Annotated in this window: 18 protein-coding genes; 10 read left to right on the forward strand and 8 right to left on the reverse strand. The window is 65.3% G+C overall.

Annotation, left to right across the window (positions count from 1 at the left end; genetic code table 11):
• The first annotated feature begins 80 nt into the window (after positions 1-80).
• Complete coding sequence (locus tag B3446_RS25895) at positions 81-971, forward strand: LysR family transcriptional regulator (RefSeq protein WP_175138999.1); 891 nt, start codon at positions 81-83, stop codon at positions 969-971.
• A 96-nt stretch (positions 972-1,067) separates the two neighbouring features.
• Here the strand turns inward: B3446_RS25895 and B3446_RS25900 are convergent, their stop codons facing one another.
• The 8 genes from B3446_RS25900 to purT form a co-directional block, all read right to left on the reverse strand.
• Positions 1,068-1,622 carry an adenine phosphoribosyltransferase gene (locus tag B3446_RS25900; RefSeq protein ID WP_191578441.1) on the reverse strand — a complete coding sequence of 185 codons (555 nt, stop codon included), beginning with the start codon at positions 1,620-1,622 and terminating at the stop codon, positions 1,068-1,070.
• Positions 1,623-1,675: 53 nt separating this feature from the next.
• Positions 1,676-3,373, reverse strand: coding sequence for a thiol reductant ABC exporter subunit CydC (cydC, locus tag B3446_RS25905; protein ID WP_291386771.1), 1,698 nt, complete (start codon positions 3,371-3,373; stop codon positions 1,676-1,678).
• Positions 3,370-5,118 (reverse strand): thiol reductant ABC exporter subunit CydD, encoded by a 1,749-nt coding sequence (gene cydD / locus B3446_RS25910; protein ID WP_409558289.1) that lies wholly within the window; start codon positions 5,116-5,118, stop codon positions 3,370-3,372. The genes cydC and cydD overlap by 4 nt, the downstream gene beginning before the upstream one ends.
• Positions 5,115-5,240 carry a cytochrome bd-I oxidase subunit CydX gene (gene cydX, locus B3446_RS25915; RefSeq protein WP_175122043.1) on the reverse strand — a complete coding sequence of 42 codons (126 nt, stop codon included), beginning with the start codon at positions 5,238-5,240 and terminating at the stop codon, positions 5,115-5,117. The genes cydD and cydX overlap by 4 nt, the downstream gene beginning before the upstream one ends.
• Positions 5,241-5,256: 16 nt before the next feature.
• Positions 5,257-6,411: a cytochrome d ubiquinol oxidase subunit II gene (gene cydB / locus B3446_RS25920; protein WP_175138996.1), complete on the reverse strand. Its 1,155-nt coding sequence runs from the start codon at positions 6,409-6,411 to the stop codon at positions 5,257-5,259.
• A gap of 14 nt (positions 6,412-6,425) precedes the next feature.
• Positions 6,426-8,000 carry a cytochrome ubiquinol oxidase subunit I gene (locus tag B3446_RS25925; protein ID WP_175122041.1) on the reverse strand — a complete coding sequence of 525 codons (1,575 nt, stop codon included), beginning with the start codon at positions 7,998-8,000 and terminating at the stop codon, positions 6,426-6,428.
• 126 nt (positions 8,001-8,126) lie between these two features.
• Entirely contained in the window at positions 8,127-8,672 is a 546-nt protein-coding gene (locus B3446_RS25930) for a GbsR/MarR family transcriptional regulator (protein WP_175122040.1), read from the reverse strand.
• Positions 8,673-8,984: 312 nt separating this feature from the next.
• Positions 8,985-10,202, reverse strand: coding sequence for a formate-dependent phosphoribosylglycinamide formyltransferase (gene purT / locus B3446_RS25935; RefSeq protein ID WP_191578445.1), 1,218 nt, complete (start codon positions 10,200-10,202; stop codon positions 8,985-8,987).
• 104 nt (positions 10,203-10,306) lie between these two features.
• On the opposite strand from purT, the gene B3446_RS25940 reads away from it, so the two are divergent.
• From B3446_RS25940 to B3446_RS25980, 9 genes are all read left to right on the forward strand, one after another.
• On the forward strand, positions 10,307-11,296 hold the full coding sequence (locus B3446_RS25940; protein ID WP_175122038.1) for a KpsF/GutQ family sugar-phosphate isomerase: 990 nt from the start codon (positions 10,307-10,309) through the stop codon (positions 11,294-11,296).
• Positions 11,293-11,901 (forward strand): KdsC family phosphatase, encoded by a 609-nt coding sequence (locus tag B3446_RS25945; protein WP_175122037.1) that lies wholly within the window; start codon positions 11,293-11,295, stop codon positions 11,899-11,901. Before B3446_RS25940 ends, B3446_RS25945 begins: the two co-directional genes overlap by 4 nt.
• 37 nt (positions 11,902-11,938) lie before the next feature.
• Positions 11,939-12,571 (forward strand): LPS export ABC transporter periplasmic protein LptC, encoded by a 633-nt coding sequence (gene lptC, locus B3446_RS25950; protein WP_291386778.1) that lies wholly within the window; start codon positions 11,939-11,941, stop codon positions 12,569-12,571.
• Positions 12,568-13,191, forward strand: a complete 624-nt coding sequence (gene lptA, locus B3446_RS25955; RefSeq protein WP_291386780.1) for a lipopolysaccharide transport periplasmic protein LptA — start codon at positions 12,568-12,570, stop codon at positions 13,189-13,191. Before lptC ends, lptA begins: the two co-directional genes overlap by 4 nt.
• Positions 13,192-13,224: 33 nt before the next feature.
• Positions 13,225-14,019 (forward strand): LPS export ABC transporter ATP-binding protein, encoded by a 795-nt coding sequence (gene lptB / locus B3446_RS25960; protein WP_191578448.1) that lies wholly within the window; start codon positions 13,225-13,227, stop codon positions 14,017-14,019.
• 216 nt (positions 14,020-14,235) lie between these two features.
• Positions 14,236-14,574 carry a ribosome hibernation-promoting factor, HPF/YfiA family gene (hpf, locus tag B3446_RS25965; RefSeq protein ID WP_056319592.1) on the forward strand — a complete coding sequence of 113 codons (339 nt, stop codon included), beginning with the start codon at positions 14,236-14,238 and terminating at the stop codon, positions 14,572-14,574.
• Positions 14,575-14,923: 349 nt separating this feature from the next.
• The gene (locus B3446_RS25970; RefSeq protein WP_191578449.1) at positions 14,924-15,379 is read left to right on the forward strand and encodes a PTS sugar transporter subunit IIA; all 456 of its coding nucleotides are present in this window, start codon (positions 14,924-14,926) and stop codon (positions 15,377-15,379) included.
• A gap of 20 nt (positions 15,380-15,399) precedes the next feature.
• Positions 15,400-16,326 (forward strand): HPr(Ser) kinase/phosphatase, encoded by a 927-nt coding sequence (gene hprK / locus B3446_RS25975; RefSeq protein WP_006216298.1) that lies wholly within the window; start codon positions 15,400-15,402, stop codon positions 16,324-16,326.
• 25 nt (positions 16,327-16,351) lie between these two features.
• Positions 16,352-17,785 (forward strand): PLP-dependent aminotransferase family protein, encoded by a 1,434-nt coding sequence (locus tag B3446_RS25980; RefSeq protein WP_291386793.1) that lies wholly within the window; start codon positions 16,352-16,354, stop codon positions 17,783-17,785.
• Positions 17,786-17,822: the final 37 nt, after the last annotated feature.

Raw genomic sequence — 17,822 nt, forward strand, 5'->3', positions numbered from 1 at the left:
GACATTTCTACTGGCGGGACAATAATTCCATTTATCATACGAATCTGCCAGAAATGGAAATTTGAGTCTCGAGGGCATTCATGGACATCCAGCTTAACGACATCGCGCTATTCGTCGAGGTCGCCAAGCGCAAGAACTTCAGCCACGCCGCCGAAGCCCTGAATATCCCGACCTCCACGCTGTCGCGCCGGGTCAGCGAACTGGAACGCAGTGTCGGCATGCGGCTGCTCAATCGCAGCACCCGCAAGATCGACCTGACCGAAGCGGGCGCCATCTATTTTGAACGCTGCCGGCACATCGTCGAAGAGGCGCGCATCGCGCACGATCAGTTGCTGGACATGGCGGTGCAGCCCAAGGGCCGTCTGCGGATCTCGCTGCCCACCAGTCTTGCGCAGTTGTTCCTGCCTGCCGTGATCCGCGAATTCCGCGAACAGCATCCCGATATCGAGTGCGACTTCGACCTGAGCATGCGCCCGATCGACCCCATCAGCAATCCGTTCGACCTGATCCTGCGCTTTGGACAGCAGCCCGATTCCAGCCTCATCTCGCGCAAGATCGTGCTGATGGCGCACCAGCTCTATGCGTCGCCCGAATACCTGGCGCGCCACGGAGAGCCGCGCGTGCCGGCAGACCTGACGCACCACGAATGCCTGCGCCCGACCATGCGCGAGGAGTCGTCCTTCTGGATGCTCCATTCGGGCGACAAGGTGGAACGCGTTCAGGTGTCTGGCCGCCTGTCGGCCAATAACGTGGGAATGCTGGGGCGATTGGCCGGCCAGGGGCTGGGCATCACGCCGCTGCTGGTGTTTGATGCGATGGAACGCGCCATCAAGCAGACGGGCCTGGTGCGCGTGTTGCCGGAATGGAGTCTGACGCCCCTGCCCTTGTTTGCGCTGCTGCCTTCGCGCATGCTGCCCGCCAAGACGAAGGCGTTCCTGGACTTCATCCAGCCTCGCTTGTCGGAGGCGTAGCAAGCAAACAGTGCTGGATGGCGGTGCTGAAGGGCAGTGCCGGAGGACGGCACCGAAGGACGGCGCCGAACTGCGGCGCCATCACGACGACGCGGACTACGACGTCGTGTCCGCGCCGTACTGACAGACCGTGTAAAGCGGCGTGCCGGTCGCGGCCACCTTGGCCGAGCCGCCAAGATCCGGCAGGTCGATGATGGCGGCGGCTTCCACCACGTTGGCGCCCAGGCGCTGCAGTAGCTTGATGGCCGCGAGCATGGTGCCCCCGGTGGCGATCAGATCGTCCACCAGCAGGACGCGCTGGCCCGTGCGGACCGAATCGGTATGCATCTCAACGGCGGCATTGCCGTATTCCAGCGAGTATTCCTCGGCCACCGTGCGATAGGGCAGCTTGCCCTTCTTGCGCACGGGCACGAACCCCAGATTCAGTTCATAAGCCAGCACGCTGCCCACGATGAAGCCGCGCGCGTCCACGCCCGCCACCAGATCCAGGCGCTGGCGCATGTAGCGATAGACGAAGAGATCGATCAGGACACGGAACGCACGAGGGTCCTGCAGCACCGGCGTGATGTCGCGGAACGTGACACCGGGTTGGGGCCAGTCCGGAACGCTGCGGATGGTGCGCCGGATGAACTCGGCGTTGTCGGTCTGCATGGAATCGGCCCTGAAGAATTGAAGCAAGGCGAACTATAACCGCGCCGCTGCGCTTAAGCCAGGATTGCCGCGCTTGATGACATGTCATGCAATTGCCCATCGCGCAACACATGGCAACGATGCACCGCCCCCTCGGGCAATGCCGCATGCGTGGCCAGCACCACGGTGCGCCCGCGTACCGCCTGCGCCAGATCCGCGAAGAACGCGGTTTCGGCCGCGGCGTCCAAGCCCGCGGTCGGTTCGTCCAGCACGATGACGGCGGCAGGCGCCAGCAAGGCTCTGGCCAGACACAGGCGCCGTGCCTGCCCGGCCGACAACTGCGAGCCCGTCTCGCCGGCCCACGTGTCCAGGCCATCGGGCAGGCCGCGCACGAAATCGCCAAGCCGTGCCGCGTCCAGGGCGCGCCACAACGCGGCGTCGTCGGCATCGGGATCGCCGATCAACAGATTGGTGCGCAGCGTGCCCAGAAACACCGGCGCATCCTGCGACAGCAGGACGATCCGCCGATGCCAGTCCGCCTGCGCGCATTCGCGCGCATCACAACCGCCGAACCTAACCTGCCCGCCCTGCGGATCCTCGAGCCTGAGGATCAGATGCAGCAGCGTGGACTTGCCCGCGCCGCTGGCCCCCACGATCGCCACGCGTTCGCCCGGTTCGATCCGCAGGTTGATGTCCTGCAGCACCGGCGCGCTGTTGCCCGCTGCGCGGGCCGGGTATGCAAAGCGCACACCTGCCAGCTCCAACGTGCCGTGAGTGGGCAGCGGGCGCGGCATGGCCGGATCCTGCATGTCGGGTTCGCTTTGCGTGATCTCGCGGATGCGCGCCGCCGCCGACATCGCGGAACCCATCCGGGATGCGCCCCGCATGATCGGGCCGGCAACCTCGAAAATGCCGATGACAGCCAGCAGCAGACCGGCCAGGAGAGGGCCTTCGATCCGTCCCGACTCAAGCCCGGCCAGACCGAACCACAGCAGCGCCATCACCGCCACACCTGCGGCCACCTGCAGAAACCATTGTCCGCGCACCGCCACCCGTGCCTGGCTGCGCCGCGCCAGAGCGCTTGCCTCGCACAGACGCTCGAAGTGCGCCAGCGTCTGCGCCTGCGCATGCAGGGCAACCATGTCCGCGTGACCCTCCACGGCGTCCAGCGTGGCAGCGCGCAATCCTGCCGCACTTTCCTGCGCCGACACGCCCGGTTTGCGCGCCGCGCGCAATAGCCACAGGGGCACCACCACGCACGCGGTCAACAGGGCCAATGCAAAAATCAGCGCTGCGGCCGGCACCCACTGCCCCAGCACGGCGGTGAGCACCGCCCCGGCAAGCATTGCGGTGGCCAGCGGCGCCAGCACAAACAGAAAGACCGTATCGAGCGCATCGACGTCGTTCGTCATGCGGGCGACCAGGTCGCCGCTGCGATAACGCGAAAGCTGGCGCGGCGTCAGCCGGGTCAGCGCCGCAAACACCATGGCGCGCAGATCCGCCAGCAGGCGCAAGGTGGCGGCATGCCCAACCACGCGGTCGGCGTAGCGCGACACGATGCGCAGAAACGACAGCCCGCGCACCAGCGCGGAGGGCGCGAACAGGTTGAATACACTGCCGGCGCCAGCCAGGAACGCGCCTGTCAGAAACCAGCCCGATACGCCCAGCAATCCGACGCCGGCCGCGACGGTCGCCAGCGCACAGAACAATGCGAGCAATAGCCCGCCTTTGCGGCGCGCATACAAGGGCAGGAGCAGCAACAGATTCTTCATGCGTCTTTCACCGTGCCGTTGGCGACGCGCGCCACCCGGCCAAATCGCGCGGCCACCGCGGGCGAATGCGTCGCCAGCACCAGGGTGCGGCCAGCGGAGAATTGCAGAATCTCGTCCAGCACCCGAGCCTGCGTCGCTTCATCCAGATGCGCGGTAGGTTCGTCCAGCAGGATCAGACCAGGGTCGCGCAGGAACAGACGGGCCAGCGCCACACGCTGCGCCTGTCCGCCGGACAAGCCATGGCCGCGGCTGCCCAGCGCGGTATCCAGGCCGTGCGGCAGGTCTTGCGTGAATTCCAGCACGCAGGCGCGGCGCGCGGCGTCCTGCACCTGTGCATCCGTGGCGCCGGGCTGGCCCAGCCGGATGTTGTCGGCGATCGAACCGGCCAGCAACTGCGGCCGCTGGCCGATCAGCGCCACGCGCTGGCGCAAGGCGGCTTCATCCCATTGCGCCAGCGGCAAGCCATCGATGCGGATATCGCCGCTGGCCGGCCGCAGACGGGCGATGGCCTCGATGAGCGTGGATTTGCCGACGCCGCTCGGTCCCATCAGCGCCACGTGCTCACCCGGCGCCAGGACCAGGGCAGCATTTTCAAGCACCGGCTCGCCACGGCCCGGCGCCTCGGCACGCAGACCTTCCACGGTGACCACCGCGCCCTTGCCCGCGTGCGCGGGCTGGCCGCGCAGTGCGGACGTGTCTTCGGCATCGGCTTGCGGCAGGCCATCGAACAGGACGGCGATCTGCGTCACGGCAGCCAGCGCCGTCGCGCGGTCGTGATAGTGGGCGGCAAACTGGCGCAGCGGCGCATAGACCTCGGGCGCCATCAACAGGCAGAACAGCCCGGCCTGCAACGTCAGGGGTGACCAGCGCACGTCCAGGAATCCCAGGTACGTCAGGCCGATGTACACCGCAACACCCGCCACGCCCAGGGCGGCGAAGAATTCCAGTACGGCCGACGACAGAAACGCAATGCGCAGCACCGACATCGTCCGCTGGCGCAGCGCATCGCTGGCCGCCACGACGGACTGCGCCTCGGCCTGCGCGCGCCCATACAGTTTCAGGGTGGACAGCCCGCGCAGGCGGTCCGCGAAAAAGCCCGACAGGCGGGCGAAGGCCCGCAGGTGACGGCGGCTGGCGCCTTGCGCCCCCCACCCCACCAGCGCCATGAACAGCGGAATCAGCGGCGCGGTGATCAACAGCACCAGACCGGCGATCACATCCACCGGCAACAGCACCACCGAGAAGGCTACCGGCAGCATTGCCGCCGCGGCCATCGCGGGCAGGTACTTGGCAAAGAAGCCATCCAGCGCCTCCACCTGGTCGACCACGGCGCTCGCCAGTTCACCCGACGCCTTGCCGCGGCTCCAGTAGGGGCCTTTCTGCACCAGCCGTTGGAACAGGGACTGGCGCACGTGGCGCTTGATGCGTTCGGACGCATCCGCGCCAGCGCGCTCGCCCGCCCAGGTGATGCATGCGCGCACCAGCATCAGCCCTGCGATGGCGGCGATGCCGCCTATCAGTTCATGCCGCGGCACATGACCGACGATGGCCGAATCAAGCACCCTGGCCAGCAGCCAGGCCTGCACGACCAGCAGGGCGCCGCTGACCAGCGGCGCGGCGCCCGCCAGCATCAGCGGGAACCGAGCCGACCGGGCCAGCCCCATCAGCCACCGCGACTGCTCGCGCGGCGGCTTCTGCAGAGACGCTGACGGGTCGTGCTCGAGGCTGCTTGCGCCGTTACTCACTCGACGTCGCGGCTGGCTTTCGGGTCATGCGTCTGACCTTCGCGCAGCTCGAACCACATCGCATTGAGAATGGCGAATGCGCACGCCAGGCCGAGGCCGAGGATCCACGAGAAATACCACATGGTGGAGGCTCCTTTATCAGTACGAGTTGGGCGAATCGCCCACCGTTTCATGGGTGACCTTGCCGCGCATGACGCGATACACCCAGCCGGTGTAGAGCGTCACGATGGGCAGGAAGATGGCGACCGCGATCACCATGATCCACAGGGTCAGGTGGCTGGACGAGCCGTCCCAGATCGTCAGGCCGGCCTTCGGATTCGTCGACGACGGCATGATGAACGGAAAGAGCGAGAAACCCACCGTCAGGATCACGCCGGCAATGGACGCCGAGGACGACAGGAATGCCAGCATGTTGGCGCGCACAGTGAGCAGCAGGGCCGCGAGCACGGCGCCGGCCACGCCCAGCGCGGGCGCAATCCACATCCACGGCCACTTCGCGTAGTTGGCCATCCAGGCGCCGGTCTGCACCGACACGGTCTTGAGCATCGGATCCGACGGCGCGCCCATGTCGACCGCGCTGGTGATCGCATGGCCCGGCACGCCGCCCGCCACCCAGAAGCCGCCGGCCACGAACAGCGCCGCCGTCAGCACCGCGCACAGACGGCCCCAGTTTCGCGCCCGCGAGGACACGGGATCATCCGTGCGCCAGGCCAGCAGCACCGCGCCGTGCATGGCCAGCATCACCACACTCAGCACGCCGGCCAGCAGGGCAAACGGCATGAACAGCTGGAAGAAGTGCCCTTCATAGATGGGGCGCAGCGTCATCGCGTCGTACGTGAACGGCACACCGAGAATGACGTTGCCCATGGCCACGCCGAACACCAGCGAAGCCACCACGCCGGAGAAGCACAGCACGGCGTCCCAACGGTTGCGCCAGCGCGTGCCTTCCATCTTGCTGCGGTACTTGAACCCGACCGGCCGCAAGATCAACGCCAGCAGCACCAGCATCATCGCCAGGTAAAAGCCCGAGAACGAGGCGGCATACAGCAACGGCCACGCGGCGAAGATGGCGCCGCCCGCCGTGATGAGCCAGACCTGGTTACCTTCCCAGACCGGCCCCACCACGTTGATCACGATGCGGCGCTCGGCGTCCGTCTTGGCGACCACCGGCAACAGCGCCGCCACGCCCAGGTCGAAGCCGTCCATGACGGCAAAGCCGATGAGCAATGCGCCCAGCAGCACCCACCACACCACGCGCAGCGTGCCGTAGTCAAAAGGAATCAGGGTATCCATTTGCGTTTCTCCCCTTACGCGCGCACGGCGGCGTGGACGGGATCGGCGGCGGCATCACCCGGCGCCGGCCCGTCGGATTTCGGTCCGGCCTTGATGGCATGCAGCATGACCTTCACGCCGATGATGAGCAGGATCGTGTACAGCACCAGGAAGATCGACAGGCTGATGACGAGGTCGGTCATCGTCAGGCCCGATGCCGCGTAATAGGTCGGCAGCACGCCTTCGATCACCCAGGGCTGGCGGCCGTATTCCGCGACGAACCAGCCGCTCTCGATCGCGACCCACGGCAGCGGCAGACTCCACAACGCCACCTTGAGCAGCGCCGGACGCTTGTCCAGACGGCCGCGCGAGGCAAGCCAGAACGCGACGCCGAAGAACACGATCAGGTACATGCCCACCGCGACCATGATGCGGAACGCCCAGAACAGCGGCGCCACGGTCGGCACGGTATCGATCGCGGCCTGCTTGATGTCGGCCTCGGTGACCTTGCTGATGTCGGGCTGGTGACGCTTGACGAGCAGCGCGTAGCCCAGGTCCGGCCAGGTCTTGTCGAACACCATGCGGGCATCGACGTCCTTGGGATTGGCGCGGATCTTCTGCAGGGCCTCGTAGGCCACCATGCCGTCGCGGATGCGATTCTCGGCGCGCAGGATCAGGTCGTTGATCCCCAGCAGCGGCGTGGTCAGCGACCGCGTGCCGATGATGCCCATGACGTAGGGAATCTCGATCGCGAAATCGTTGCGGCGCTCGGCCTGGTTCGGGATGGCGAACAGGTTGAACGACGCAGGCGCGGGCTCGGTGTGCCACATGGACTCCATGGCCGCGATCTTCATCTTCTGGTGTTCGGTGGTGAGGTAGCCGCTTTCGTCGCCCAGCACGACCACCGACAGGGCGCCGGCCAGACCGAAGCTGGCCGCCACCGCCATCGAGCGCTTGGCCAGATCAATATGACGGCCGCGCAGCAGATACCAGGCGCTGATCGACATGACGAACATGGCGCCCGCCACGTAGCCGGCGCTGACGGTGTGCACGAACTTGGCTTGCGCGACCGGGTTGAAGATGACCGCGGCGAAGTCGGTCATTTCCATGCGCATCGTGTCGGGGTTGAAGATCGCGCCGACCGGATTCTGCATCCAGCCGTTGGCGATCAGGATCCACAGGGCCGAGAAGTTGGTGCCGAAGGCAACCAGCCAGGTCACGGCCAGGTGGCTGACCTTGGACATGCGGTTCCAGCCGAAGAAGAACAGGCCGACGAAGGTGGCTTCCAGGAAGAACGCCATCAGCCCTTCAAGCGCCAGCGGCGCGCCGAAGATGTCGCCGACGTAGTGGCTGTAGTAGGACCAGTTCATGCCGAACTGGAACTCCATCACCACGCCGGTGGCTACGCCCAGCGCGAAGTTGATGCCGAACAGCGTGCCCCAGAACATCGTCATCTTTTTCCAGATGGCGCGTCCGGTCATGACATACACGCTTTCCATGATGGCCAGAATGAACGACAGGCCAAGCGTGAGCGGGACAAAGATGAAATGGTAGAGCGCAGTCGCGGCGAACTGGAACCGCGAGAGGTTCACGACATCGAGATCAATCATGAGGCTGCTCCCAAGGCGTCGACGCGCTGCGGCAACCGGCATGGTTCCCAGGCCGTCTGACGCGCCATGTTAGGGGCGTTGCATACAACTTCATAGAGGTTTCCTGAAAAATCGAGGCGTGACGGGTCAGCCCTTGCCCCGCAATTTGCCGGCGAATCCCAACACCTTCTGCACCTTGGAACCAAGTTTCATGAGGCTTTGGAGGGTTTCGGGCGGCAGCCGTTGAACCTCATCGAACCACCCCGTGGATAGTTCGATGAGCTCCAGCATTTCGGTCATTCGTTGTTGCGCGTAAGCCTCGTCCGCGCCGGACGGCGACTCCAGCAGCGTGTCGCGCAGAAGCGTGAGGGTGGGATCGACTTCGCGCTTGCGCTTCTCTTCCATGAGGATGCGGAAGATTTCCCAGACGTCCTTGGGGGTCTCGAAGTAGTCGCGGCGGTCGCCCACCTGATGGATCAGCTTGACCAGGCGCCAGGATTGCAGCTCTTTCAGGCCAAGGCTGACATTCGAGCGCGAAAAGCCCAGGGCTTCGGCGATGTCGTCGGCGTTGAGCGGCTGCGGCGCGAGGAATAGCAAGGCATAGATCTGACCGACCGTGCGATTCACGCCCCAGCGGCTGCCCATTTCACCGAAGTGCAGGACAAAACGTTCAATTTGGGGGGAAAGCGCCATGAGGATCAGCCGGTAACACAACGACGCGCTGCACGACATATGCAGTTACGTTGCTTTCAGAAATTTCTGAAATTATCGAACAAACGATGAGAAAGCGCAAACCACACTTGTCGCAGGGGCAAGGGCGCAAACCCACGTCATTCAGAGGACGCGCAGGGCAAATTAGCCGCCGAACGTGACAGCCATACAACACCTGGCGGGCGGCAGCGGACAACAAAAAAGCCACCGGCCGGGTGGCGGGTGGCTTTCTTCGGGGGAAAAAGCGGCGGGAACGGCGGGCGTTATCCCATTAGCGACGCAGGTTCACGGCGGTCAGCCGGCCTTGACGGTCACGGCGGCGGACACGCGCTTGGCCTTGGCACGGGCGGCGGCAACGTCCTCGGCCACGGCCAGCCCCACGCCCATGCGGCGTTTGACGAAGGATTCGGGCTTGCCAAAGAGACGGATGTCCGTGCCGGGCTCGGCCAGCGCCTCGGCCACGCCGTGGAAGGTCACTGCCTTAGCTTCCACACCGCCATAGATGACGCTGCTGGCGCCCGGCTGGCGCAGGCTGGGGTCGACGGGCAGCCCCAGGAGCGCGCGGGCGTGCAGTTCGAATTCGTTTTGCACCTGCGTGATCATGGTGACCATGCCGGTGTCGTGCGGACGCGGACTGACTTCCGAGAACCAGACCTGATCGCCCGCCACGAAGAGCTCGACGCCGAAGATCCCCAGGCCGCCCAGTTCGGACGTAACAGCCAATGCGATGTCGCGAGCGCGCTGCAGCGCTGCGGGCGACATGGGGTGCGGCTGCCAGCTTTCGACGTAGTCGCCGTCGACCTGCTTGTGGCCGATGGGCTCGCAGTACCGGGTCTCGACCTGGCCGTCGGCGCCGCGGGCGCGCACGGTCAGAAGCGTGATTTCGTAGTCGAAGCGGATGAACCCTTCGACGATGGCGCGGCCGCCCCCAACCCGGCCCCCTTCCTGGGCATAGCGCCAGGCGGATGCGACGTCGTCGGCGCTCTTGATGACCGACTGGCCCTTGCCCGAGGACGACATGACCGGCTTGATGACGCACGGATAGCCGATGCCGCCGTCGATGGCCTGGCGCAGTTCTTCCTCGGTGTCGACGAAGCTGTACGGCGAGGTCGGCAAACCCAGGGTTTCGGCCGCCAGACGGCGGATACCCTCGCGATTCATGGTGAGCTGGGCCGCGCGGGCCGTCGGGGTGACCCGCGCCACGCCGGCCGCTTCCAGTTCCACCAGCAGGCTGGTGGCAATAGCCTCGATTTCGGGGACAATAACGTGCGGCTGCTCCTGCTCGATGATCTGCCGCAGGGCTTGCGGGTCTGTCATCGAGACCACATGCGCCCGGTGCGCCACCTGATGGCCCGGGGCGTCGGCATACCGATCCACCGCAATGACTTCGACGCCCAGGCGCTGCAGGGCGATGATGACCTCTTTGCCCAGTTCACCGGAACCCAGCAGCATGACGCGGGTGGCCAAGGGGGACAGTGGCGTGCCAAGGACGGGACTGGAAATGCTGGACATGGAGCGGGCCTGGAAGGAAAGTTTGAAAGCCGTTGAAAGACTCGCCAGCATGCCATACGCCCCTGCGCGGGGCAAACTAGCATACTGCGATTAAAATCCGCCCCATGACCGACCATCCCACCTCATCGTCCGGCACCGCGCTGGCATCCGCGCGCAGAACCCTACAGATTGAAAGCCAGGGCCTGCTGGACCTGTCCGCCCGGCTGGACGACAGCTTCACGCGGGTCGTCGACCTGCTGCTTGCCTGCCGCGGCCGAGTGGTCGTCAGTGGCATCGGAAAAACGGGACACATTGCCCGCAAGATCGCCGCGACGCTGGCCTCGACCGGCACGCCTGCCTTCTTCGTGCATGCCGCCGAGGCCGTCCATGGCGACCTGGGCATGATCACCCGCGACGACGTCCTCATCGCCATCTCCTATTCGGGCTCGGGCGAGGAACTGCTGACCATCCTCCCCGTGGTGCGCCGCATGGGCGCCGGCCTGGTGGCGATCACCGGCAACCCGCAATCCGAACTGGCCCGCCAGGCCGACATCCATCTGGATGCCAGCGTGGCGCAAGAGGCCTGCCCGCTGAACCTGGCGCCCACCGCCAGCACCACGGCCGCGCTGGCACTGGGCGACGCCTTGGCCGTCGCCTGCCTGGAAGCGCGCGGATTCGGGCCGCAGGATTTTGCCCGATCGCATCCGGGCGGCGCGCTGGGCCGCCGGCTGCTCACCCATGTGCGCGACGTCATGCGCGAGGGAACCGCCCTGCCCATCGTCACGGCGGGCACCTCGGTGTCGCAGGCCCTGGAGGTCATGTCGGCCAAGGGCATGGGCATGACGGTCGTGACCGACACGCAGCACCGCCCCCTGGGCATCTTTACCGACGGCGACTTGCGCCGCCTCATCGCGCGGCACGGCGACATCCGCAGCCTGACCGTCGAGGCCGGCATGACGCGATCGCCACGCAGCATCAATCCCGAGGCGCTGGCCGTCGAGGCCGCCCGGCAGATGGACGAACAACGGCTCAATCACATGCTGGTGATGGACAATGACGGCGCGCTGGTCGGCGCATTGCACATGCACGATCTGATGGCCGCTAAAGTGGTATGACTATGAACCTCTCTGCTTCCCTGAATCACCCGGCCGAAGCGCTGGTGCTTGCCCGTATCCCCGCCATCGTGCGTGAGCGCGCCGCGGCCGTGCGCCTGATGGTCTTCGACGTGGACGGCGTGCTGACCGATGGCAGCCTCTATTACGGCGAGGGCGGCGAACTGCAAAAGCGCTTCCATGCGCTGGACGGCCACGGGCTGCGGCTGCTGATGGAAGGCGGACTGAAAGTCGCGCTGATCACGGGCCGTTCCGGCCCCATCGTCGCGCGCCGCGCGGCCGAACTGGGTATCGCCGAAGTCATCCAGGGCGTACGCGACAAGGGCACCGCCCTGACCGAACTTGCGCAGCGCTGCGGTGTCCAACTGAATCAAACCGGCTACATGGGCGATGACATCATCGACCTGCCGGCCTTGCAGCGCGCGGGCTTTGCCGCCAGCGTGCCCAACGCCCCCGGCTACGTCAGCCAGGCCGCGCATTGGGTTTCGACCCTGCCCGGCGGAAGCGGGGCCGTGCGCGAATGCTGCGATCTCCTGTTGGCCTCGCAAGGCCGCCTGGGCGCCTTCCTGGCTGCGCCGGGCCTGCTCGGCCCCGGGGCGATCCAGTGATTCCGCGCGTAACGAATACGCCCTCGCGGCGCACCCGATGAAAGAACGCTTTCCCTCACTGATCGCGCTGTTCCTGCTGCTGGTGCTGGTCACCAGTTCGTGGTGGGCGGCCGATTACGCGCAGCGCGCCATCCAGGTGGACCCGCCGCGCCGCGTCACCCATGAAATGGATGCGTGGTCGCGCAATTTCGTGATGCTGCGCACAGATCCCACGGGCAAGCCCATCAACCGCCTGGAAGGCGAGTACATGGAACACTTCCCCGACGACGATTCGTATCACGTCACGGCGCCCCGCGCCGTGGGCCAGCGCGAGTCCAATCCGATCACGGTGGCGGTGTCCAAGACGGCCGTGATGGAACAAGGCGGCAAGCGCATCGTCATGCAAGGCGATGCCCATGTGCTGCGGCAGCCCGACGCCGAGAACGACATGCTGGACGTTCGCAGCCAGCAGCTCATCATCCTGCCCGATGAAGACGTGGTCTTCACCGACCTGCCTGCCACGGTTCTTAAGGGCCGCTCGCGCATGCAGGGCACGGGCATGCACTACAACAACAAGACTCGCCAATTGCAGGTTTCGGCATCGACCGACGTGGAAATTGCCGGTTCGGAAGGCAAACAGCAGCGCCGCACCGAAATTCCAGCCAACAACTCCAACCAGAACAAACCATGACCGACCTTCGGACCTTCCTCGCCCCGACCACCCGCCTGATGGGCGCCGTGCTGTTGACGGCCTGCGCGCTTGCGCCGGCCCACGCGGCGGAACCGAAAGCGGCCGCGCCGGCCGAAGAGCCCAGCACGCTGATCCTGTCGGACACGCTGCACTACGACGACGTGAAGAAACAAAGCGTGTTCACCGGCAACGTCAACATGACGCGTGGCCTGATGACGCTGACCTCCGACACCTTGCAGATGAACGAGGATGCAAAGGGCAACCAGTACGGCACGGCCACGGCCAACAAGGGCAAGGTCGTCACCATCCGCCAGGAGCGCCCCGAAAACTTCGAACTCATCGAAGGCAAGGGCCTGCGCGCCGAATACGACGGCACCAACAGCACGTTCGACCTGATCGGCCAGGCCATCGTGACCCGCTACGTCTGTGGGAAACCGTTCGATACCATTCGCGGCGAACGGGTACGCTACAACGAGAAGTCCGGTACTTACGAAGCGCAAGGCGGCCCGAACTCCGCCGCGGCTGGCGGACGCGTGAGGTCGCTGGCCGAACCGCGCGCCAAGCTGGACGCCGCCGTCGCCGAATGCCGCAAGCAGCAGGCAGCCAAGAAAGGGCGCTGAAGCGCTTCTCCCGCAACACCAATCGCAGCCACGATGAATCAACCTTCAGTGCCGACCCCCGTGACCTCCGCCCCTTCGGGCGTCAAGCAGGGCAGCCTGCGCGCAACCGGACTGCGCAAAACCTACAACGGCCGCACCGTCGTGCAGGATGTGTCCCTGTCCGTGGTCAGCGGCGAAGTCGTCGGCCTGCTGGGCCCCAATGGTGCAGGCAAGACCACCAGCTTCTACATGATCGTCGGCCTGGTGCCGGCGGACGCCGGCCGCATTGAAATCGACGGCTCCGTCATCACCGCGATGCCCATCCACAAGCGCGCGCGCATGGGTCTGTCGTACCTGCCGCAGGACGCCTCCGTGTTCCGCCGCCTGACGGTTGAGCAGAACATCCGCGCGGTGCTCGAACTGCAAGTGGGTGCAGATGGCCGACCGCTGTCGACCCCGAAGATCAACGAACAGATGGAATCGCTGCTCGAAGAACTGCAGATCGGACACATCCGCAGCAACGCCGCCATCTCGCTGTCGGGCGGTGAACGCCGCCGCGTCGAAATCGCGCGCGCGCTGGCCACCAGTCCGCGCTTCATCCTGCTGGACGAACCGTTCGCCGGCGTGGATCCCATTGCGGTCATCGAAATCCAGCGCATCGTGCGCTTCCTGAAGGGCCGGGGGATCGGGGTGCTGATCACCGACCACAACGTGCGCGAAACCCTGGGCATCTGCGACCGCGCCTACATCATCAGTGAAGGCAAGGTGCTGACCGACGGCCACCCCGAAGAAATCGTGGGCGACCCCGCCGTTCGCCGGGTGTACCTGGGCGAACACTTCCGTATGTAACCACGGTCTGAAAGACCCCGTAACGCATAAAAATAGACCGCCATACGCCCTCGGGCTCAGCCATAAAAATGCCATGAAGTTGCGGTAGGTCAGCTTGTTTTATCGGCCCGAGTCTATACACTAGAGCTAAACGAACCCTGCTTATTGAAGGAGAACGCCTACGACCCCACCGCGCCTTTTGCGCAATTTTTTCCTCTTTTAGAAGGAGAGCACACTATGAACCTGAGCATCTGCGGTCGTCACCTCGACGTCACCCCGGCCATCCGGGAATATGTCATGAACAAACTGGCGCGAGTGCTGCGGCATTTCGATCACGTCATCGATACCCAGGTCATGCTCTCAGTAGAGCCCCTGCGACATAGAGCCGAAATCACCATGCGTCTGAGCGGCAAGGACATTCATTGTGAAGCAACCGATGAAAACCTCTATGCAGCCATAGACCTTCTTGCTGACAAAGTCGACCGTCAGGTCATCAAGCACAAGGACAAGGTAAGGAGTCATTCAGCAGAGTCCGTGAAGCGGCAAGCGGCGACACTCTCGCCACCCCAGCAGTAACGCGCTTCATGACCGCTCACCTGAGCGACTAGCAATACAGCGATCCCAGGATCCTGCCTAAGTCCCGGTGTCCCGCTAGACCTTGCGTCCAGCCGGGGCATCGGCAAACTCCCCTCCTGCATTACCCAATCCCCCCCTGTTTCATCCGCTGCCGCCCGACGGCCTCTTCGCGTTTTCCCTGCCTTTGTCCGATACGTGCCTCTCGGGGAACCCTCTCAGCCCCAGGAATGTCCACAAGGTATCGCGATCAGACTATGCTGTCGCTCTTGTGGTCCCGCTGGCATCTCGGTCTTCCGAGGCCCGGGTCGGTTGATTGTTGCAGTGCGTCATATAACCCTATAATGCCCCGATGAATCATTTGTCGCGCATCCTCCCCGCCGGCAACGTCGTGCTCGATATGCTCGCCACGAGCAAGAAACGTGCGTTCGAACAGGCCGGTCTGCTTTTTGAAAACAACAACGGCTTGGCACGCGCCCTCGTGTTCGACAGCCTTTTTGCCCGTGAGCGCCTGGGGTCTACCGCCCTGGGTCAGGGCGTGGCCGTACCGCATGGCCGTGTGAAAGGTCTGGAGCAGGCACTGGCGGCGTTCATCCGTCTTGCTCAGCCCATCACCTTCGACGCGCCCGACGGACAGCCCGTGTCGATGCTGCTGTGCCTGCTGGTGCCTGAAAACGCCACGCAGCAGCACCTGGACATCCTGGCCGAACTCGCCCAGCTGATGTCCAACAAAGCATTGCGCGAGGCCCTGGCCACCGAGTCCGATCCGGCCATCGTCCACAAAATGCTCACGACCGGCCAACTCTGATCCCACGCGGAATCGCTGCCATGCTCACGGTGCAGGAACTCGTCGACGACAACGCCGACAAAATCCCCTTTAACTGGATCTCGGGCCAGGGCGCCGCAGACCGCGCGATTCCCGACGATGGCATGGCAGCCGCCGACCTCGTCGGTCACTTGAACCTGATCCACCCGTCGCGCATCCAGGTGTTCGGCCAGGAAGAGCTGGCGTACTACACGCGCTTCGACCTGCGCCGCCGCATGCACCACATGGACGAGCTGCTGATCGGTGGCGTGCCGGCGATTCTGCTGGCCGATGGCCTGACGCCGCCGCAAGATCTGGTCGACCAGTGCGACCAGCACCAGGTGCCGCTGCTGTCCACGCCGGTGGCCGCCGCGCAGCTCATCGACCTGTTGCGCATCTATCTCGGCAAGAAGCTCGCGCCCACCACCACGGTGCACGGCGTGTTCCTCGACGTGTTGGGACTGGGCGTGCTGATCACCGGCGAATCGGGTCTGGGCAAGAGCGAACTGGCCCTTGAACTGATTTCGCGTGGGCACGGGCTGGTGGCCGATGACGCGGTCGAGTTCTCGCGCACCGCGCCCAACATGATCGAAGGCCACTGTCCGCAACTGCTGCAGAACCTGCTCGAAGTCCGCGGCCTGGGCCTGCTCGACATCCGCACGATCTTTGGCGAAACGTCGGTGCGCCGCAAGATGCGGCTCAAGCTCATCGTGCACCTGGTGCGCGCCACGGCGCAGGACAAGTTCGAGCGCCTGCCGCTGCAGGACATCACGCAGGACATGCTGGGACTGCCCGTGCGCAAGGTGATGCTGCAAGTGGCCGCGGGCCGCAACCTGGCCGTGCTGGTCGAGGCGGCAGTGCGCAACACGATCCTCAAACTGCGCGGCATCGACACGCTGGGCGAGTTCATGGAACGCCAGGCCATGGCGATTCTCCAAAGCAGCAAATGAGCCCGCAACGTCGCCCTGCGGCATCGTGAGCCTTTACGAAACCCTGGCCGACGAGATCGCCGCGTCGATCGCAAGCGGCGTCCTGCGGGCCGGCGACAAGCTGCCTTCGGTGCGCGACGCGTGCGCCACGCGCAACGTCAGCCCCTCCACCGTCTTTCAGGCGTATTACCTGCTCGAAGCGCGCGGCCTGATTCGTGCACAGCCGCGCTCGGGCTATTACGTCAACGCCCCCGCCGAATCGCTGCCGCCCGAACCGGGCGCCTCGTGTCCCGACGGCGAATCCACCGAACTGGCGATCAGCGAGCGGATCTTCGACATCCTCGGCTCGGTGCGCAACCGTGACGTCACGCCGCTGGGTTCGGCCTTCCCCTCTCCGCTTCTGTTTCCATTGCCGCGATTGGCGCAGGCCATGGCTGCGCATCTCAAGCGCCAGGATCCGCGCGACACCGTCGAAGACCTGGCGCCCGGCAATCCGCGCCTGCGCCGGCAGATTGCGCTGCGCTACCTGATCGGCGGCATCAACCTGCCCGCCAGCGACATCGTCGTCACCAACGGCGCCCTGGAGGCGTTGAACCTCTGCCTGCAAGCGGTCACGCAGCCGGGCGACACCGTCATGGTCGAGGCGCCCACCTTTTACGGTGCGCTGCAGGCGCTGGAACGACTTGGCCTGAAAGCGCTGGAAGTCCCAACCCATCCACGCACCGGCATCGACCTGGACGCGATGCAGGCTGCCATCCTGCGTCACGCACCGCGCGCCTGCTGGCTGATGACGCAATTCCAGAATCCGCTGGGTTGTCTGATGCCCGACGACCGAAAGCGGCAACTGGTCGACCTGCTTGCGCGGCACGACATCCCGCTGATCGAAGACGACGTCTATGGCGAGCTGTACTTCGGCACGACACGGCCCGTACCCGCAAAGGCGTACGACACGCGCGGACTGGTGCTGCATTGCTCGTCGTTTTCGAAATGCCTGGCGCCCGGCTATCGCATCGGATGGGCCAGCGCCGGACGCTACGCCCAACAGGTGCAACGCCTGAAATTGTCATCGACGCTGTCAGCGTCGAGCCCCGCGCAAGGCGCGATTGCCGAATACCTGGAACAGGGTGGTTACGATCGCCACCTGCGTCGCCTGCGCCAGACCTTGCAGGCGCAGCAGGAGCGCATGGCCGACGCCATCGCACAGGCCTTTCCCGCCGGCACGCGCGTGACGCGCCCACAGGGCGGATTCTTCCTGTGGCTGGAATTGCCCGCCGCCGTGGATGCGTTGTCGCTGCACCGCCAGGCGCTTGCGCGCGGCATCAGCGTGGCGCCCGGCCCGATCTTCTCGGCCAGTGGCCAGTTTGGCAGCGCGCTGCGCCTGAACTACGGACATCCCTGGGAAGCCGGCATCGAGGCCGCGATCCGCACGCTGGGCGATCTGGCGCACGAAGCCTGCCGTGCGGCGACCGCAGCGCGCTAGCGCGCCTGCCCGGTTGCCGGCCGCGCGCGGGGCATGC

Origin of the sequence: Achromobacter sp. UBA5777 (assembly GCF_002418565.1) — a bacterium.
Lineage (GTDB): Bacteria > Pseudomonadota > Gammaproteobacteria > Burkholderiales > Burkholderiaceae_B > Achromobacter > Achromobacter animicus.

What these genes read in the sequence shown, in the direction of transcription:
- B3446_RS25895 (WP_175138999.1), top strand. Translation starts at nt 81, where the DNA reads ATGGACATCCAGCTTAACGACATCGCGCTATTCGTCGAGGTCGCCAAG.
- B3446_RS25900 (WP_191578441.1), bottom strand. Translation starts at nt 1,622, where the DNA reads ATGCAGACCGACAACGCCGAGTTCATCCGGCGCACCATCCGCAGCGTT.
- cydC (WP_291386771.1), bottom strand. Translation starts at nt 3,373, where the DNA reads ATGAAGAATCTGTTGCTGCTCCTGCCCTTGTATGCGCGCCGCAAAGGC.
- cydX (WP_175122043.1), bottom strand. Translation starts at nt 5,240, where the DNA reads ATGTGGTATTTCTCGTGGATCCTCGGCCTCGGCCTGGCGTGCGCATTC.
- cydB (WP_175138996.1), bottom strand. Translation starts at nt 6,411, where the DNA reads ATGGATACCCTGATTCCTTTTGACTACGGCACGCTGCGCGTGGTGTGG.
- B3446_RS25925 (WP_175122041.1), bottom strand. Translation starts at nt 8,000, where the DNA reads ATGATTGATCTCGATGTCGTGAACCTCTCGCGGTTCCAGTTCGCCGCG.
- B3446_RS25930 (WP_175122040.1), bottom strand. Translation starts at nt 8,672, where the DNA reads ATGGCGCTTTCCCCCCAAATTGAACGTTTTGTCCTGCACTTCGGTGAA.
- purT (WP_191578445.1), bottom strand. Translation starts at nt 10,202, where the DNA reads ATGTCCAGCATTTCCAGTCCCGTCCTTGGCACGCCACTGTCCCCCTTG.
- B3446_RS25940 (WP_175122038.1), top strand. Translation starts at nt 10,307, where the DNA reads ATGACCGACCATCCCACCTCATCGTCCGGCACCGCGCTGGCATCCGCG.
- B3446_RS25945 (WP_175122037.1), top strand. Translation starts at nt 11,293, where the DNA reads ATGACTATGAACCTCTCTGCTTCCCTGAATCACCCGGCCGAAGCGCTG.
- lptC (WP_291386778.1), top strand. Translation starts at nt 11,939, where the DNA reads ATGAAAGAACGCTTTCCCTCACTGATCGCGCTGTTCCTGCTGCTGGTG.
- lptA (WP_291386780.1), top strand. Translation starts at nt 12,568, where the DNA reads ATGACCGACCTTCGGACCTTCCTCGCCCCGACCACCCGCCTGATGGGC.
- lptB (WP_191578448.1), top strand. Translation starts at nt 13,225, where the DNA reads ATGAATCAACCTTCAGTGCCGACCCCCGTGACCTCCGCCCCTTCGGGC.
- hpf (WP_056319592.1), top strand. Translation starts at nt 14,236, where the DNA reads ATGAACCTGAGCATCTGCGGTCGTCACCTCGACGTCACCCCGGCCATC.
- B3446_RS25970 (WP_191578449.1), top strand. Translation starts at nt 14,924, where the DNA reads ATGAATCATTTGTCGCGCATCCTCCCCGCCGGCAACGTCGTGCTCGAT.
- hprK (WP_006216298.1), top strand. Translation starts at nt 15,400, where the DNA reads ATGCTCACGGTGCAGGAACTCGTCGACGACAACGCCGACAAAATCCCC.